Raw genomic sequence first — 15,511 nt, forward strand, 5'->3', positions numbered from 1 at the left:
AAACGTAAAGGCGGCGCAGACGCGCCGCCGCTGTCGATAGCCTGTGTGCTATTAGTGTTTAATGATGTAGAAGTTCTTATCCTGCGATTTATCCAGCGGATCTTTGCCGGTATAACCGCCAACGTAAGGTTTTACCAGACGCGCGTTAACGTAGTAGTAGACCGGGACGATGGTGCTATCTTTATCCAGAATCTGCTCGGCACGCTGATAATCGGCGGCACGGGCTTTTTCGTCTGGGGCTTTGATGGCATCACGCAGTACCTGATCGAATGCCTCGCTCTTATAGTGAGAGGTGTTACTGCTGCTGTTCGACAGCATGATGTTCAGGAATGAGGTCGGTTCGTTATAGTCAGCACACCAGGCGGCACGCGAAACGTCAAAGTTGCCCTGATGACGGGTGTCGAGGAAGGTTTTCCACTCCTGGTTTTCCAGCTTGATGTTCACCCCGATGTTTTTCTTCCAGATCGACGAGGCGGCAATCGCCAGCTTCTTATGCAAATCGGAGGTGTTGTACAGCAGGTTGAAGGTCAGCGGCTTATCGGCGGTATAACCGGCTTCAGCCAGCAATTTTTTCGCCTCTTCATTACGTTTTTCCTGCGTCCATTTGAACCAGTCTGGCGGCAGAATATCCATGCCGTCGGTTGATGGCGGCGTGAAGCTGTAAGCAGGCACCTGACCCTGGGCCAGCACTTTATTCACCATGATGTCGCGATCGAGGCCGAGCTTCAGCGCGGCGCGCACGCGAGGATCGGTGAATGGCGCTTTCTGGTTATTGATTTCGTAGTAATAGGTGCAGAGATAGGGATCAACGTGCAGTTCTTTGCCGTTATCGCGCTGCAGCTTTTTGAACAGCTCAATCGGCATGTTGTTGTAGGTCATGTCGCTGCCGTTCTCAGAGAAATAACGGTTAACGTCACTGACTTCTGAATTGATCGGCAGGAAGGTCACTTTGTTCAGAATGGTGTTGGCGTTATCCCAGTACTGCGGGTTCCGCACCAGGGTGATGCGTTCGTTGATGACGTGCGCATCCAGTTTAAACGCGCCGTTGCCGACCCAGTTCTGTGGCTGAGTCCACTGATCGCCGAACTTCTCAATCGCGGGCTTATACACCGGCGACATCACTGAGTTGATCATCAGCTTGTCGAAATAAGGAACCGGCTCACTCAGGGTCACTTCCAGCGTATGATCATCAATCGCCTTCACGCCCAGATCGGAGGTCGGTTTTTTGCCGGCGATGATCTCATCAACGTTAAGGATATGACCATACTGTGGGTAGCTGGCGTAAGGTGACGCGGTTTTCGGATCCACCAGGCGCTGCCAGCTGTAGACGAAGTCCTGCGCGGTGACCGGCTCGCCGTTCGACCATTTGGCATTCTTACGTAAGTGGAAAGTCCACACTTTGAAATCTTTGTTTTCGTAACTTTCCGCTACGCCCGGCACCGGGTGACCGTTGCTGTCACTGACCAGCAGACCTTCGTAGAGATCGCGCGCCACGTTATCTTCCGGCACGCCTTCAATTTTGTGCGGATCAAGCGACTGCACTTCATCGCCATTGCCGCGTACCAGTTCCTGTTTTGCTGCCAGCTCAACGCCAGCTGGCACTGTAGCCGCCAGAACTGCATTCCCTGCCAGGGCACTGATTGCAGCAAAAACGCCCGCTGCAATCAGGCTTTTTTTCGTGATGTTGTTCATTATTACACTCCAGTTTTATTATCGTCGCCGGGGCGATTGACTGCCCCGGCGTCCCCCGTCTCGGGATCCCCGGCTGGTTAACCTGAGGATAGTGACCGCGTACTGTGGTCTGCACGGACGCGCGCTCCCCGACTGTCTCGCCAGGTAAGCACGCGGCTCAGTGTTGTTTGATGAAATAGTATTTCAGGTCTGTCATGTCCTGCGGGTCTTTGCCCGTAAAGCCGCCAACCCAGGGCTTCACCAGGCGCACACTCACGCGGTAGTAAACTGGCACAATTGGTGAGTCTTTGTCGAGTTGTGTTTCAGCCTGCTGATAGAGGCTGGCGCGTTGCGCTTCACTGCCGGCGGTCAGGGTCTCTGACATCAGGCGATCAAACGTCGGGCTGCGGTAAAAGGCGGTATTGATTGAGGCGTTACCGATCAGCATGTTGAGAAAGGTCGACGGCTCGTTGTAATCCGCGCACCAGGTGGCGCGAACCACGTCATACTGCGCCTGATGACGGGTCTCCAGCAGGGTTTTCCACTCCTGATTCTGTAATGTGACCTTCGCACCGAGATTCTTCTGCCACATTGACGCCGCCGCGATCGCCTGACGTTTATTCTGATCGGAGGTGTTATAGAGCAGCGTGAAGGTTAACGGATGACTGGCATCAAATCCCGCCTCTGCCAGTAACTTCTTCGCCGCCTGATTGCGCTGCGCCTGGGTCTGTCTGAACCATTCCGGTGGGGTTAAGTTGATCCCGGCGGTAAACGGTGGCGTCAGGCTGTAGGCCGGAATCTGTCCCTGCCCCATGATCTTGTTGGCAATCACCTCACGGTCGAGGGTCATCTTGATCGCAGCGCGTACGCGCGGGTCGGTAAACGGCGGCTTTTTATTATTAATTTCATAATAGAAAGTGCAAAGTAGCGGACTGACTTTGACCTGCTCGCCCAACTCCTGACGCAGTTTGCCGAACATTTCTGGCGGGATTGCGCTGTTGGTAATGTCGGTGCCGCCGCTGCGATAGCGATTAATATCGCTGTTTTCAGAGGCGATCGGCAGGAAAGTGCCCTGCTCGATCACCGTATGGCTGTTATCCCAGTAATGTGGATTACGCTGCAGGACGATTTTTTCATTGACTACCCAGTCGCTCAGCGTATACGCACCGTTGCCGACATAGTGACCCGGCCGGGTCCAGGCCTCGCCCCACTGCTTGATCGCCGGGGCATAAACCGGCTTCAACGCGGTATGCGCCAGCATGGCGACCAGATAAGGCACCGGTTCACTCAGAGTGATTTGCAGATGATGGGCATCAAGCGCCTTCACACCGAGCCGATCGGGTGACATTTTGCCGGCCAGAATGGCATCAATATTGGCGAAATGGGCAGCCTGCAGATAGCTCGAATAAGGGGAAGCCGTCGCAGGATCGGCCAGTCGACGCCAGCTATAGACGAAATCATCGGCGGTTACCGGTTCGCCGTTGCTCCATTTTGCGTCATCCCGCAGGGTAAAGGTCCACTGGGTGCCCTGCTGGTTTTGCCAGCTCTCCGCTACGCCAGGCACCACCTTGCCGCTGTTATCGGTGTTAACCAGCCCATCAAGCAGATTAAGAATAATATTCGATTCCGGCACGCCTTCAACTTTATGTGGGTCGAGCGACGCCACCTCAGTGCCGTTATTAATGACGATTTGCTGCTGCGGCGCCAGCGTTGTCCCGGCTGGCACCACGGCGCCATAGGCCGGTGAAAGGGCGATTAACAGACATAATGCAATTTTACACCGCTGTTGCTGCAAGTTTTTCATCCCAGTCATCCGAAAGCGCCAACCTTAATTAAGTATCCCGATAGGCTTAAGCAAAAAGCGTTCTCACTTTGGGCTGTCGGAGAAAAATTTTTACGTTGCGCCAAAAATTATCAGAAGCAGCAGAAGCGCGCCAAAGTAAAATAGCTAAAATGTTAACTAATTCTCTTTTATCATGAGAAGTCAGGCAGCGGAAGTGTTAATTTTTGACCTGAAAATATCTTATCGCTATGAAAAATAGCGATTTTAGATAAAAACGAACTTTTTCTGTGGCCAGTAGCGGGATAAAAACACTTTTTTGGCAATTATGCCGGAGATGCGTCATCAGACGTGATGAAAGCGCGCCCGCTGGCAACAGGGGCGCGATTTGTCAGGCTAAGAACGAATAAGAAAGCAGATTATCATGTGAAAATCGTGACATTGCTGTGGCTAAAAACGGGCAAATTCCGATCGGCAGTAATGAAAGTGATAATCCGCTGAATCTATTAAGCGGGATGAATAATTGCATTTTTATGGTGCAGTATTTCAGCGCTTTGCACCATTATGATTCACAACTTCGCTTCGGCCCCTGAATTAAGTCGGGTCGTTAATTGAGTAAGCCGGGGAAAATTGATTTCATTCCGGTCACCACGAACTCAATACCCAGCGCCATCAGCAACAGCCCCATAATACGGGTAATGACGTTAATCCCGGTCTGGCCTAACACCCGCACCATTAATGGCGCGGCCCGAAACAACAGCCAGCAGCAGAAGGCAAAAAGCGCAATCGCCAGGCTAAAACCCAGCAGATTAACCCAGCTGTGGTAGCGCGTGCTCCAGACAATGGTCGAACTGATAGCACCCGGTCCGGCCATCAGCGGCAGTGCCAACGGTACCACCCCAACGCTTTCACGAATTGCGGTCTCTGATTTTTCCTGTTTGTTCTGCTTATCTTCGCCCAGCTTACCGCTGATCATCGACATGGCGATGGTCACCACCAGAATCCCCCCGGCGATGCGGAATGAGTCAATTGAGATGCCGAAAATATGCAGGATCCCGTCACCGAGAAACAGTGAGGTCCACAAAATGATGGCGACCGCGAGGTTAGCCGTCAGATTGGTTTTATTACGCTCGGCAACACCCTGATAGCGGGTCATGCTGATAAATACCGGAATAATGCCTACCGGATTGACCAGCGCAAAAAGCCCGACAAAAAATTTTATATAGCCTGATAAATCTAATAGCGCAGGGTTCACGACAGACTCCGTACTGCTGGGGGGAGGAAAACGCGCCTAATGTAAGGGAAAAAGCGCCCTGACGCCAGATGCGCGCGCAGCTATTTATTCTCCCGATCTGCGCCCGATTCAGCGCTTTTCGCCAGACATTAAAATGCAGCTGGTTTTAGCCGCTATAAGCCTGGCCTTCAGAGGCGAATGCCGTTTCAACAGCCGGCTTCCAAAAAGTGCGGCTGAAAGGTGTCAGCTTGCGTTCAAATTGATCTGTATCAAAATTGCCGTACCTCAAACCAGGTAATCTTTTCGCAACGGAAGTATTAGCAGTATCAAGGTTCAACCGCGGTACTGCCAGAGCAGACTAGTTTAGTAAACATTTGAAAATCCGGGTGTTCTGACCCAAACTAACGTCCCTGCCAGGCGCGACTATACTCAGGACGCAGGATTGTTTACTAAAAAAGTTTAACTTCCTTCAGGAGAACACCATGGCCGTTACTAATGTCGCTGAACTTAATGCACTGGTCGAACGTGTAAAAAAAGCCCAGCGTGAATACGCCAACTTTTCCCAACAACAGGTTGACGCCATTTTCCGTGCTGCCGCGCTTGCCGCCGCAGATGCCCGAATTCCTCTTGCTAAGATGGCCGTTGCTGAATCCGGCATGGGCATCGTCGAAGATAAAGTGATCAAAAATCATTTTGCTTCTGAATATATCTATAACGCCTACAAAGATGAAAAGACCTGCGGTGTGTTAGCAACCGACGACACCTTCGGGACTATCACTATCGCAGAACCGATTGGCCTGATTTGCGGCATCGTGCCGACCACCAACCCAACCTCTACCGCCATCTTCAAAGCGCTGATCAGTCTTAAAACCCGTAACGGTATTATCTTCTCGCCACACCCACGTGCGAAAGACGCTACCAATAAAGCGGCGGATATCGTGTTGCAGGCAGCGATTGCCGCCGGTGCGCCAAAAGATATTATCGGCTGGATTGACGCGCCTTCTGTAGAGCTGTCTAACCAGTTAATGCATCACCCTGACATCAACCTGATTCTGGCTACCGGCGGACCCGGTATGGTGAAAGCTGCTTACAGCTCAGGTAAACCGGCTATCGGTGTGGGTGCCGGTAATACGCCGGTGGTGATTGATGAAACGGCCGACGTGAAACGCGCCGTGGCTTCTATCCTGATGTCAAAAACCTTCGATAACGGCGTGATTTGTGCCTCTGAGCAGTCCGTGATTGTGGTGGATTCTGCCTATGACGCGGTGCGCGAACGTTTTGCCAGCCATGGCGGCTACCTGCTGCAGGGCGCTGAGCTGAACGCAGTACAGAATATCATTCTGAAAAACGGCGGCCTGAACGCGGCGATTGTCGGTCAGCCAGCGTTTAAAATTGCTGAGATGGCGGGCATCACCGTACCGCCAAGCACCAAGATTCTGATTGGTGAAGTGCAGCTGGTGGATGAATCTGAGCCGTTTGCTCACGAAAAGCTCTCCCCGACCCTTGCGATGTATCGGGCCAAAGATTTCCAGGATGCCGTCGATAAAGCGGAAAAACTGGTGGCGATGGGCGGTATCGGACACACCTCCTGCCTGTATACCGACCAGGACAACCAGACCGAGCGCGTTCACTACTTCGGCGACAAAATGAAAACCGCGCGTATTCTGATCAATACCCCGGCTTCACAGGGTGGTATCGGTGACCTCTACAACTTTAAACTGGCCCCTTCTCTGACGCTGGGTTGTGGTTCATGGGGCGGTAACTCCATCTCTGAAAACGTCGGACCGAAACACCTGATCAATACCAAAACTGTCGCCAAGCGAGCTGAAAATATGTTGTGGCATAAACTTCCTAAATCCATCTACTTCCGTCGCGGCTCTCTGCCAATTGCACTGGAAGAGGTGGCTTCGGATGGCGCCAAACGTGCGTTCATCGTTACTGACCGCTTCCTGTTTAACAACGGTTATGCCGACCAGGTGACTCGCGTGCTGAAAGCACACGGCGTTGAAACAGAAGTGTTCTTCGAAGTTGAGGCAGACCCTACGCTGAGCATCGTGCGTAAAGGCGCTGAGCAGATGAACAGCTTCAAACCTGACGTGATTATCGCCCTCGGCGGTGGTTCACCGATGGATGCCGCGAAAATCATGTGGGTGATGTACGAACATCCTGAAACCCATTTCGAAGAACTGGCGTTACGCTTTATGGATATCCGTAAACGTATCTACAAATTCCCGAAAATGGGCGTCAAAGCGCGCATGGTAGCGATCACCACCACCTCCGGTACCGGTTCAGAAGTGACGCCGTTTGCGGTGGTTACCGATGATGCCACCGGCCAGAAATACCCACTGGCTGACTATGCGTTAACCCCGGACATGGCGATTGTCGATGCCAATCTGGTAATGGATATGCCGCGCTCCCTGTGCGCCTTTGGCGGCCTGGATGCGGTAACCCACGCGCTGGAAGCCTATGTGTCAGTGCTGGCTAACGAATACTCTGACGGTCAGGCGCTGCAGGCACTTAAACTGCTGAAAGAGAACCTGCCAGCCAGCTACGCCGAAGGTGCTAAAAATCCGGTGGCGCGTGAACGGGTACACAATGCGGCAACCATCGCCGGTATCGCCTTTGCCAACGCCTTCCTTGGGGTTTGTCACTCCATGGCGCATAAACTGGGTTCAGAGTTCCATATCCCACACGGCCTGGCTAACTCACTGTTAATCGCCAACGTCATTCGTTATAACGCGAACGACAACCCGACTAAACAGACCGCGTTCAGCCAGTATGACCGTCCGCAGGCACGTCGTCGCTACGCAGAAGTCGCAGACCACTTAGGCCTGACGGCCCCAGGCGACCGCACCGCGCAGAAAATTGAAAAACTGCTGGCGTGGCTGGAAGAGATTAAAACTCAACTGGGTATCCCAACCTCTATCCGCGAAGCGGGTGTGGCGGAAGCGGACTTCCTGGCGAAAGTCGATAAGCTGGCAGATGATGCATTCGATGACCAGTGTACCGGCGCTAACCCACGTTATCCGCTGATTGCTGAGCTGAAACAAATTATGCTGGACACCTATTATGGCCGCGAATTTGTTGAACCCTTCTCCAGCGTCGCTGAAGCCGTGGCTGAGCAACCGGTAAAAGGTGTTAAGGTCGAGAAGAAAGCGAAAAACGTCTAATCGGCTGACAAACAAAAAACCCGCCTCGGCGGGTTTTTTTATTTATGGCGCAGCGTTGTCAGTTCAGCGGTGTTTGTGCGCCGTATATCGCCTGCAATGACCCCTGCTCAATCGCCTGCTTGTAATGCTTGCGGCACACTGAGATATAGCGTTCATTGCCGCCTATCACCACCTGCTCACCTTCACTGAACGGTTTACCCTCGCTGTCGAGCCGCAGCACCATGCTGGCTTTGCGGCCACAGTGACAGATGGTCTTCAGTTCTACCAGCTTGTCAGCCCACGCCAGCAGATACTGGCTGCCGGTAAACAGCTCACCACGGAAGTCGGTTCTCAGGCCATAGCAGAGCACCGGGATATCCAGGTTGTCGACCACGTCTGACAACGCCTTCACCTGCTCACGGGTCAGGAACTGACTTTCATCGACCAGCACGCAGTGAATCGGCTGAGCAGCGTGCTCCGTGGCGATATCGCGGTAAAGCGCCGTTTCTGCGTTATACAGCAAGGCAGGCGAAGAGAGGCCAATACGCGAGCTTACGGTACCTGCACCAAAGCGATCGTCAATTTCAGCGGTGTAGACCAGGGTTCGCATTCCCCGTTCCTGGTAGTTATAGGAGGACTGCAGCAAAGCGGTGGATTTACCCGCATTCATTGCAGAGTAGTAGAAATAGAGTTGGGCCATAGCAGCGGGTTCTTCATCAGGACTTAACGGAATGGCGCGCATATTAGCATAAAGCGCCGCTAAAACTGAGCGGGTAGCCGCTGAATAATGTTCGGCACTGGCCGCCCTGCACGGCCAAAACTCAGCTCGATCCGCTGCCTGCCTGAGCAGGCCGCCTGAATAGTAACCCCAACAACAGCCAGTCTATTCCCGGCGGTAATTAATGTATTAAATTTACGTCTTTTAAAAAATGAGACAAAAATAGGCATTAACTGGCTAAAAAGTAAATTTTTCTGAAGAATAATCTTTGCGCTCTTTTATTTTCCCGTCGCGCTTTAATATTAATTTGTGTTGAAGTTATTTATTACCGCCTCTACTATTGTCGGGCAAAACAACTTTTTTATTATTCAGAGACCAGGACAATGAGCGAAGCACTAAAAGTTCTTAATAATATCCGTACGCTGCGTGCTCAGGCCAGAGAGTATCCGATTGACTCGCTGGAAGAGATGCTGGAAAAACTTGAAGTGGTGGTAAAAGAACGCCGCGAAGAGGAGTCACTGACTCAGGCAGAGAATGCCGAGCGTGCACGTAAACTGGAACAGTATCGTGAAATGCTGCTGGCGGACGGCATCGATCCGAATGAATTGCTTGGCTCCCTGTCAGACAACAAAGTTGCCGGTAAAGGTAACCGTTCAGTTCGTCCGGCAAAATATAAGTATGTCGATGAAAAAGGCGAAACCAGAACCTGGACGGGTCAGGGTCGCACACCGGCAGTGATTAAAAAAGCTCTGGAAGAGCAAGGTAAACAGTTAGACGATTTTCTGCTCTGATAACCGGTTGAACTTCGCTTCTGCCTACTGATTACCCGCAGAGATAACAAAAAAAAAGGAAGCCTGCGCTTCCTTTTTAATTTTATCAATCAGACCTGATAGAAGTCCCGATACCAGTCAACAAAGCGCTTAACGCCCTCTTCTACACCGGTTTGCGGTTTAAACCCGATTGCCTTAAACAGCGCTTCGGTGTCGGCGCTGGTTTCCAGCACATCACCAGGCTGCATTGGCATCAGATTCTTAACCGCCGTAATACCCAATGCTTTCTCAATGGCTTCGATATAGTTAATCAGCGTGACCGGCTGACTGTTACCAATATTATAAACCCGATAAGGCGCTGAACTGGTGGCTGGCGATCCCGCCTCTACCGTCCAGTTTTCATCCGCCTGCGGAATAACATCCTGCAAACGAACAATCGCTTCCGCAATGTCATCAATATAGGTGAAATCGCGTTTCATCTGGCCCTGGTTATAAACATCAATCGCTTCACCAGCAATCATTGCCCGGGTGAATTTGAATAATGCCATATCCGGCCGGCCCCACGGACCATAAACGGTAAAGAACCGCAGTCCGGTGGTCGGCAACTGGTAAAGATGCGAGTAAGTATGTGACATTAACTCGTTAGCTTTCTTGGTCGCCGCATATAACGAAACCGGATGGTCAACGCTATCTTCGGTGGAGAAAGGCATTTTACGATTCAGGCCATAAACCGAACTGGAGGATGCATAAAGCAGATGTTCGATTTTATGATGACGGCAGCCCTCAAGAATGTTGAGGTGGCCAATCAGATTTGCGTCGGCGTAGGCGTGTGGATTCTCTATAGAATAGCGAACACCCGCCTGGGCGCCTAAATGAATCACGCGCTGGAACTGCTGTTGCTTAAACAGTGACGCGATTGCGTCACGGTCAGCCAGATCCATCTCAATAAAGGTAAAAGCTGGATCGGATTTAATCAGATTCAGACGGGCATGCTTAAGATTTACGTCGTAATAATCATTCAGGTTGTCGATACCGACAACCTGGTGACCGGCGGCCAGCAGACGTTGGCTAACGTGAAAACCAATAAAGCCTGCGGCACCGGTGACCAGAAAGTTCATAAATCCCTCGTTAATTACGCAATTTGAATAGACGCTCCGCGGCCGATTGCATAATAAACGAATCCGCGTTTGCTGGTACGCTCTGGATCATACAGGTTACGACCATCAAAAATCACGGGTTCTTTCAGTGCATTTTTGATGACGTCAAAGTCAGGTGCACGGAAGTTTTGCCACTCCGTACAAATGACCAGGCCATCAGCGCCCTGCAGTGCCGCTTCTTTGGTTCCCATCAGCTTAAGATCGCTGCGGTGACCATAGATGCGCTGCGCTTCATCCATCGCTTCAGGGTCAAACGCCTGGACAGAAGCACCTGCTTCCCACAGGGTTTCCATCAGCACGCGGCTGGAGGCTTCACGCATATCGTCGGTATTCGGCTTGAATGACAGACCCCAAAGAGCAAAGGTCTTGCCGCTCAGATCGTCGCCGAAATGACGCTTAATGAAGGTCGGCAGCTTGGTCTTCTGGCTGTCATTGACATCTTCCACCGCCTGTAACAGGCGAGGCTTATAACCGATAGACTCAGCGGTACGGATCAGCGCCTGCACATCTTTCGGGAAGCAGGAACCACCGTAGCCACAGCCCGGATAGATGAAGTGGTAGCCAATGCGGGGATCGGAGCCGATACCCTGGCGTACTTTTTCAATATCCGCGCCTAAGCGCTCAGCCAGATTGGAGATCTCGTTCATAAAGCTGATTTTGGTCGCCAACATGCAGTTTGCAGCATACTTGGTCAGCTCTGCGCTGCGGATATCCATCATGATCATACGATCGTGGTTGCGGTTAAACGGCTCATAGAGCTCGCGTAACAGTTCAACCACTTCATCGTTATCGGTGCCGACAACGATGCGCTCTGGACGCATGCAGTCATTAACCGCCGCGCCTTCCTTGAGGAACTCAGGGTTAGAGACCACATCGAAAGTGATGTTCGCGTCACGCGCTTTAAGCGCTTCCGTCATCACTGCACGCACTTTGTCTGCTGTGCCAACCGGAACGGTTGATTTGTCGATAACCACTTTGTGATCGTTCATGTATTGCGCAATGGTGCGCGCTACAGCGGTCACATATTTCAGATCGGCAGAGCCGTCTTCATCCGGGGGTGTACCGACTGCAATAAACTGCATAACACCATGGTTTACGCCCAGCTCAGCATCGGTGCTGAACTTCAGACGACCCGCTTCGTAATTGGACATTACCAGCGGCGTTAAACCTGGTTCGAAAATAGGAATGATGCCTTTTTTCAGATTTTCGACTTTCTTTTCGTCGACATCAATGCAGAGAACGTCATGTCCGACTTCGGCCAACACCGCAGCCTGAACCAGACCGACATAGCCGATACCAAATACAGTGACTTTCATCGAGTTATCCTGTGTTTATGAATTACTTTTTGTTGCCAACCGCGCCATCGAGCCATTCAGAAAAATCTTTGCCCAATACCGGATGACGAACACCGTACTCAACGAAAGCCTGCATGTAGCCCAGTTTGTTACCACAGTCATGGCTCACGCCTTTCAGGTGATAGGCTTCAACGGTCTCTTTTTCCATCAGCATCGCGATAGAGTCAGTTAACTGAACTTCGCCGCCTGCACCTGGAGGCGTTTTCGCCAGCAGTGGCCAGATATCAGCTGAAAGAACATAACGACCTACAACGGCCAGGTTAGATGGCGCTTCTGCCGCTTTTGGCTTCTCAACCACACCCACCATTGGAGCGCTGTCGCCTGGGTTCAGTTCTGCGCCCTGGCAATCGACAACACCGTAGGCAGTTACATCAGCAACCGGCTCAACCATGATCTGGCTGCGGCCAGACTCTTCATAACGGCTCAGCATTTCTGCCAGGTTATCTTTGGTTGGGTTAGATTCGTATTCATCGATGATCACGTCTGGCAGGATCACAGCAACAGGCTCATCACCCACTAATGGATGCGCGCACATTACCGCGTGGCCCAGGCCTTTAGCGATGCCCTGACGAACCTGCATGATGGTAACGTGTGGCGGGCAGATTGACTGGATTTCGTCCAGCAGCTGACGCTTAACGCGTTTTTCCAGCATAGATTCCAGTTCGAAGCTGGTATCGAAGTGGTTTTCGATGGCGTTTTTAGAAGAGTGAGTGACCAGCACAATTTCGTTGATGCCGGCAGCAATGCACTCGTTAACGACATACTGGATTAACGGCTTATCAACCAGCGGTAACATCTCTTTCGGAATCGCTTTAGTGGCTGGGAGCATGCGCGTACCCAGACCCGCTACCGGGATTACCGCTTTTTTTACTTTGGACTTATAGGCAGACATTAAGATACCTCTCTTATAGGCCGTTCAAGTTAATACTTGATATGTCGGTTTAAATTCGGAAATGAGTATATCAGTTAGTATCGAACGGATTTATCCTGGAAGAACTGAAACCGTCGAAATTAAGACTATTACCCAAGTGTAAAGCTAACTTCTGGCCCTGTCTCCAGCGCCAGATTAAATTAATTTTTGTTGTTTATTCTTCAGCCGATAGCATCAGTCGAATGCGTCCGCCCGCGCCCCAGACGTGGCATTGCCAGTTTTCGGCACGCTGACTGATCTGATTAAGATGGGTGCTTCCCATGGTGCCCAGAGGCACGCCGTTGCTGAGTTGAATCTGATGGGCATGAACGTGAAGCGTGGCGTTTAAACCGGCTGAAACCAGGATGAGATTTTTTAAACCGCGGTGATAATACCCTACCAGTAACGGGAACTGGCCACTGAGGTTGGCCTGACGTAACAGCAAATTGACCTGTCTGAGCAGGCCATTGAGTTCCGGTAAGCGCTGTTTTTGCCCCGACAGCTGCTCCTGCAGCAGGCCGTTAAACAGCGCACGCAACAGCAACGCGGCCAGTACCCCATTGTCGCCTGCCCGGGTGACGTCCAGACAGTAAAATGCCAGGTCTTTATCAGAGAGGGCAGCGATATCCAGCACCAGGCCCGGCTGCTCGGCCATGGTGAGCTGCCGATAGTTGACCCGACAGTTAGCGATGGTTTGCTGCACCGGCGGCTGAAGCTGCTTAAGCAACTTGGCGGCCGCTTTCGGATCGCGCACCAGCGCATCCCAGTCCTGAAACAGCTGTTCGTCCTCCTCCACTTTAGAAGTGAACATTGAGGGATAAAGACACTCATAGACCGCTTCACGGAAGCGCTCAAAGTTTTTCAGCGGTTTAAGCAGCACATCCTGCACCCCGAGGCGCAGCACGTGGGCGATATCAGACATGTTTTCGGTTGCCGAGATGATCAAAATCGGCACCGCATTGCCACGGGTACGAATATGTTCAACGAACTGGATACCGCTCATGCGCGGCATCTCCAGATCGCAAATTATCAGGTCGACAGTATGCTGTTGTAATTGTGCAATTGCTTCCAGACCATCTTCCGCTTGTAACGTCACAGCACCCATCGATAACAAAAATTGGTCCAGCAACGAACGGAAAACAGCCTCATCTTCGACAATGAGTATCTTTTTGCCGATTAGTGGTTTTTCCATTCTTTCCCCCTGCGCACCAGATATTTCAATAGTGGTTCATAAAACGCAGTTGCGCCTTTCAGAATTGCCCGAAGTAACATCTGAGAATGAACAACCTGATTATCTGCCACGGACCAGTGGTAACAGTTCATCCATTTTCTTCTCAACGGCGGCCTTGCCTGCCTCGATAGCCTCTTCAGCACGATGAAAGTCCAGCGTCGAAATTTGCGGACAGACGGGCTGAATCAGGACATCGGGCGGATCGCCTGCCATACGATTTCGCTTCAGGCGATTTTCCAGTACCTGGATAGAGGTGGTCATGATCTCCATCGCTCCGGGTGTCTGGGACGCACGACGCTGGCTGAAATTTACCAGACGCTGGCGTAGCTTTCCGCTCCAGCTCAATGCCACCGCGGCGGCTTCTTCTTCACTGTTCTGGGGTGTCACGGAAAACAGGTCCTGCTGCATCAGATGCGCGTCATGCTGTAGGTCAACGGCGATAACAATGTCAGCGCCCAGGGCACGCGTTAATGAAATCGGCACCGGATTAACCACGGCACCATCCACCAGCCAATACCCATTGTAGCCCACGGGCGGTAATAAACCTGGCATACTGCAGGATGCCCGCACCGCCTGGTGCAAATCGCCCTCGGTCAGCCACAGCTCACGGCCGGTACTGAGGTTGGTCGCGACCACGCCAAAGGGTTTACCGCAGGTTTCAATGGTGTCATTGGGAATTAACTGCCGGACATGATTGAACACCCGCTCGCCGCGCAATAAGCCCCCGCGCTGCCACGAAACATCCATCAGGCGAATGACATCCCAGTAACGAAACGCGCTGACCCATTTTTCCATCAGCGGCAAGCGGTTATTAACATAGGCCGAGCCGACCAGCGCGCCGACTGAACATCCCGCCACCACATCGACTTCAATTCCGGCGTGCTCAAGCGCCTTAATTACGCCGATATGTGCCCATCCTTTGGCTGCTCCAGAACCCAGAGCCAATCCAATTTTTACCTTTCTCATCTGTGTCTGGTCCTGCCGTCAATACATAGCGTCACAACGTAGGGTCAGCTAACATAGCGCGCTGGTTTATATCGACTCATCACCCTCAGGAGATCACGTGTCAGACACCTGCCCATGTTGTAGCGGAGAGCAGTATAGCGTATGTTGCGAGCCCTTTCTTAAGGGTACCCAAATTCCTGATACAGCTGAACAACTTATGCGTTCACGTTATTGCGCTTATGTTCAGCAGAATGCAGATTATCTGGTTTCTACCTGGCATCCTGCCAAACGTCAGCCCGCGCTGGCAGGGCTTTTATCTGAAAGTTTTCAGGGCACTGAATGGCTAAGCCTGAATGTAACCCGTTGTAATCATGGAAGCCATGAGAATGAAGCTTTCGTCACCTTTTTTGCGCGATACCGCGAGAAAATGACCATTCAGGCCATTCATGAGTGTTCACGCTTTCTTCGTGAGGATCAACGCTGGTACTATGTCGATGGAACGGCGCCACAGGTCGGCCGTAACGATCGGTGCCCCTGCGGCTCCGACAAAAAATACAAAAAATGTTGTGGCTGAGCCAAAGGCAACCGCAA

Annotated in this window: 12 protein-coding genes; 3 read left to right on the top strand and 9 right to left on the bottom strand. The window is 51.8% G+C overall.

The window, feature by feature from the left end; all coding sequences use genetic code 11:
- Positions 1 to 51: 51 nt before the first annotated feature.
- The 3 genes from oppA to AC6I8D_RS11175 form a co-directional block, all read right to left on the bottom strand.
- Positions 52 to 1,692, bottom strand: coding sequence for an oligopeptide ABC transporter substrate-binding protein OppA (gene oppA / locus AC6I8D_RS11165; protein ID WP_312057131.1), 1,641 nt, complete (start codon positions 1,690 to 1,692; stop codon positions 52 to 54).
- A gap of 157 nt (positions 1,693 to 1,849) precedes the next feature.
- On the bottom strand, positions 1,850 to 3,475 hold the full coding sequence (locus AC6I8D_RS11170; protein WP_312757145.1) for an ABC transporter substrate-binding protein: 1,626 nt from the start codon (positions 3,473 to 3,475) through the stop codon (positions 1,850 to 1,852).
- Positions 3,476 to 4,058: 583 nt separating this feature from the next.
- On the bottom strand, positions 4,059 to 4,706 hold the full coding sequence (locus AC6I8D_RS11175; protein WP_312057128.1) for a YchE family NAAT transporter: 648 nt from the start codon (positions 4,704 to 4,706) through the stop codon (positions 4,059 to 4,061).
- A gap of 461 nt (positions 4,707 to 5,167) precedes the next feature.
- Here AC6I8D_RS11175 and adhE point away from each other — a divergent pair, with 461 nt between their 5' ends.
- The gene (gene adhE / locus AC6I8D_RS11180; protein WP_312057127.1) at positions 5,168 to 7,855 is read left to right on the top strand and encodes a bifunctional acetaldehyde-CoA/alcohol dehydrogenase; all 2,688 of its coding nucleotides are present in this window, start codon (positions 5,168 to 5,170) and stop codon (positions 7,853 to 7,855) included.
- A gap of 58 nt (positions 7,856 to 7,913) precedes the next feature.
- On the opposite strand, the gene tdk is transcribed toward adhE, so the two are convergent.
- Entirely contained in the window at positions 7,914 to 8,534 is a 621-nt protein-coding gene (gene tdk, locus AC6I8D_RS11185; protein WP_312757149.1) for a thymidine kinase, read from the bottom strand.
- 401 nt (positions 8,535 to 8,935) lie between these two features.
- Here tdk and hns point away from each other — a divergent pair, with 401 nt between their 5' ends.
- Positions 8,936 to 9,343: a histone-like nucleoid-structuring protein H-NS gene (gene hns / locus AC6I8D_RS11190; protein ID WP_312057123.1), complete on the top strand. Its 408-nt coding sequence runs from the start codon at positions 8,936 to 8,938 to the stop codon at positions 9,341 to 9,343.
- An 89-nt stretch (positions 9,344 to 9,432) separates the two neighbouring features.
- Here the strand turns inward: hns and AC6I8D_RS11195 are convergent, their stop codons facing one another.
- From AC6I8D_RS11195 to rssA, 5 genes are all read right to left on the bottom strand, one after another.
- Positions 9,433 to 10,440, bottom strand: coding sequence for an NAD-dependent epimerase (locus AC6I8D_RS11195; protein WP_312057121.1), 1,008 nt, complete (start codon positions 10,438 to 10,440; stop codon positions 9,433 to 9,435).
- Between the two features lie 14 nt (positions 10,441 to 10,454).
- On the bottom strand, positions 10,455 to 11,795 hold the full coding sequence (locus AC6I8D_RS11200; protein ID WP_312057120.1) for a UDP-glucose dehydrogenase family protein: 1,341 nt from the start codon (positions 11,793 to 11,795) through the stop codon (positions 10,455 to 10,457).
- 22 nt (positions 11,796 to 11,817) lie between these two features.
- On the bottom strand, positions 11,818 to 12,726 hold the full coding sequence (gene galU, locus AC6I8D_RS11205; protein ID WP_031374590.1) for a UTP--glucose-1-phosphate uridylyltransferase GalU: 909 nt from the start codon (positions 12,724 to 12,726) through the stop codon (positions 11,818 to 11,820).
- Positions 12,727 to 12,919: 193 nt separating this feature from the next.
- Complete coding sequence (rssB, locus tag AC6I8D_RS11210) at positions 12,920 to 13,936, bottom strand: two-component system response regulator RssB (protein WP_089561436.1); 1,017 nt, start codon at positions 13,934 to 13,936, stop codon at positions 12,920 to 12,922.
- Positions 13,937 to 14,035: 99 nt separating this feature from the next.
- Positions 14,036 to 14,941, bottom strand: coding sequence for a patatin-like phospholipase RssA (rssA, locus tag AC6I8D_RS11215; RefSeq protein WP_031374592.1), 906 nt, complete (start codon positions 14,939 to 14,941; stop codon positions 14,036 to 14,038).
- A 97-nt stretch (positions 14,942 to 15,038) separates the two neighbouring features.
- Between rssA and AC6I8D_RS11220 the strand changes: the two genes are divergently transcribed.
- The gene (locus AC6I8D_RS11220) at positions 15,039 to 15,494 is read left to right on the top strand and encodes a YchJ family protein (RefSeq protein WP_312757155.1); all 456 of its coding nucleotides are present in this window, start codon (positions 15,039 to 15,041) and stop codon (positions 15,492 to 15,494) included.
- Positions 15,495 to 15,511: the final 17 nt, after the last annotated feature.

The organism is Pantoea sp. X-Soil-MYKO-1785, from assembly GCF_059730675.1.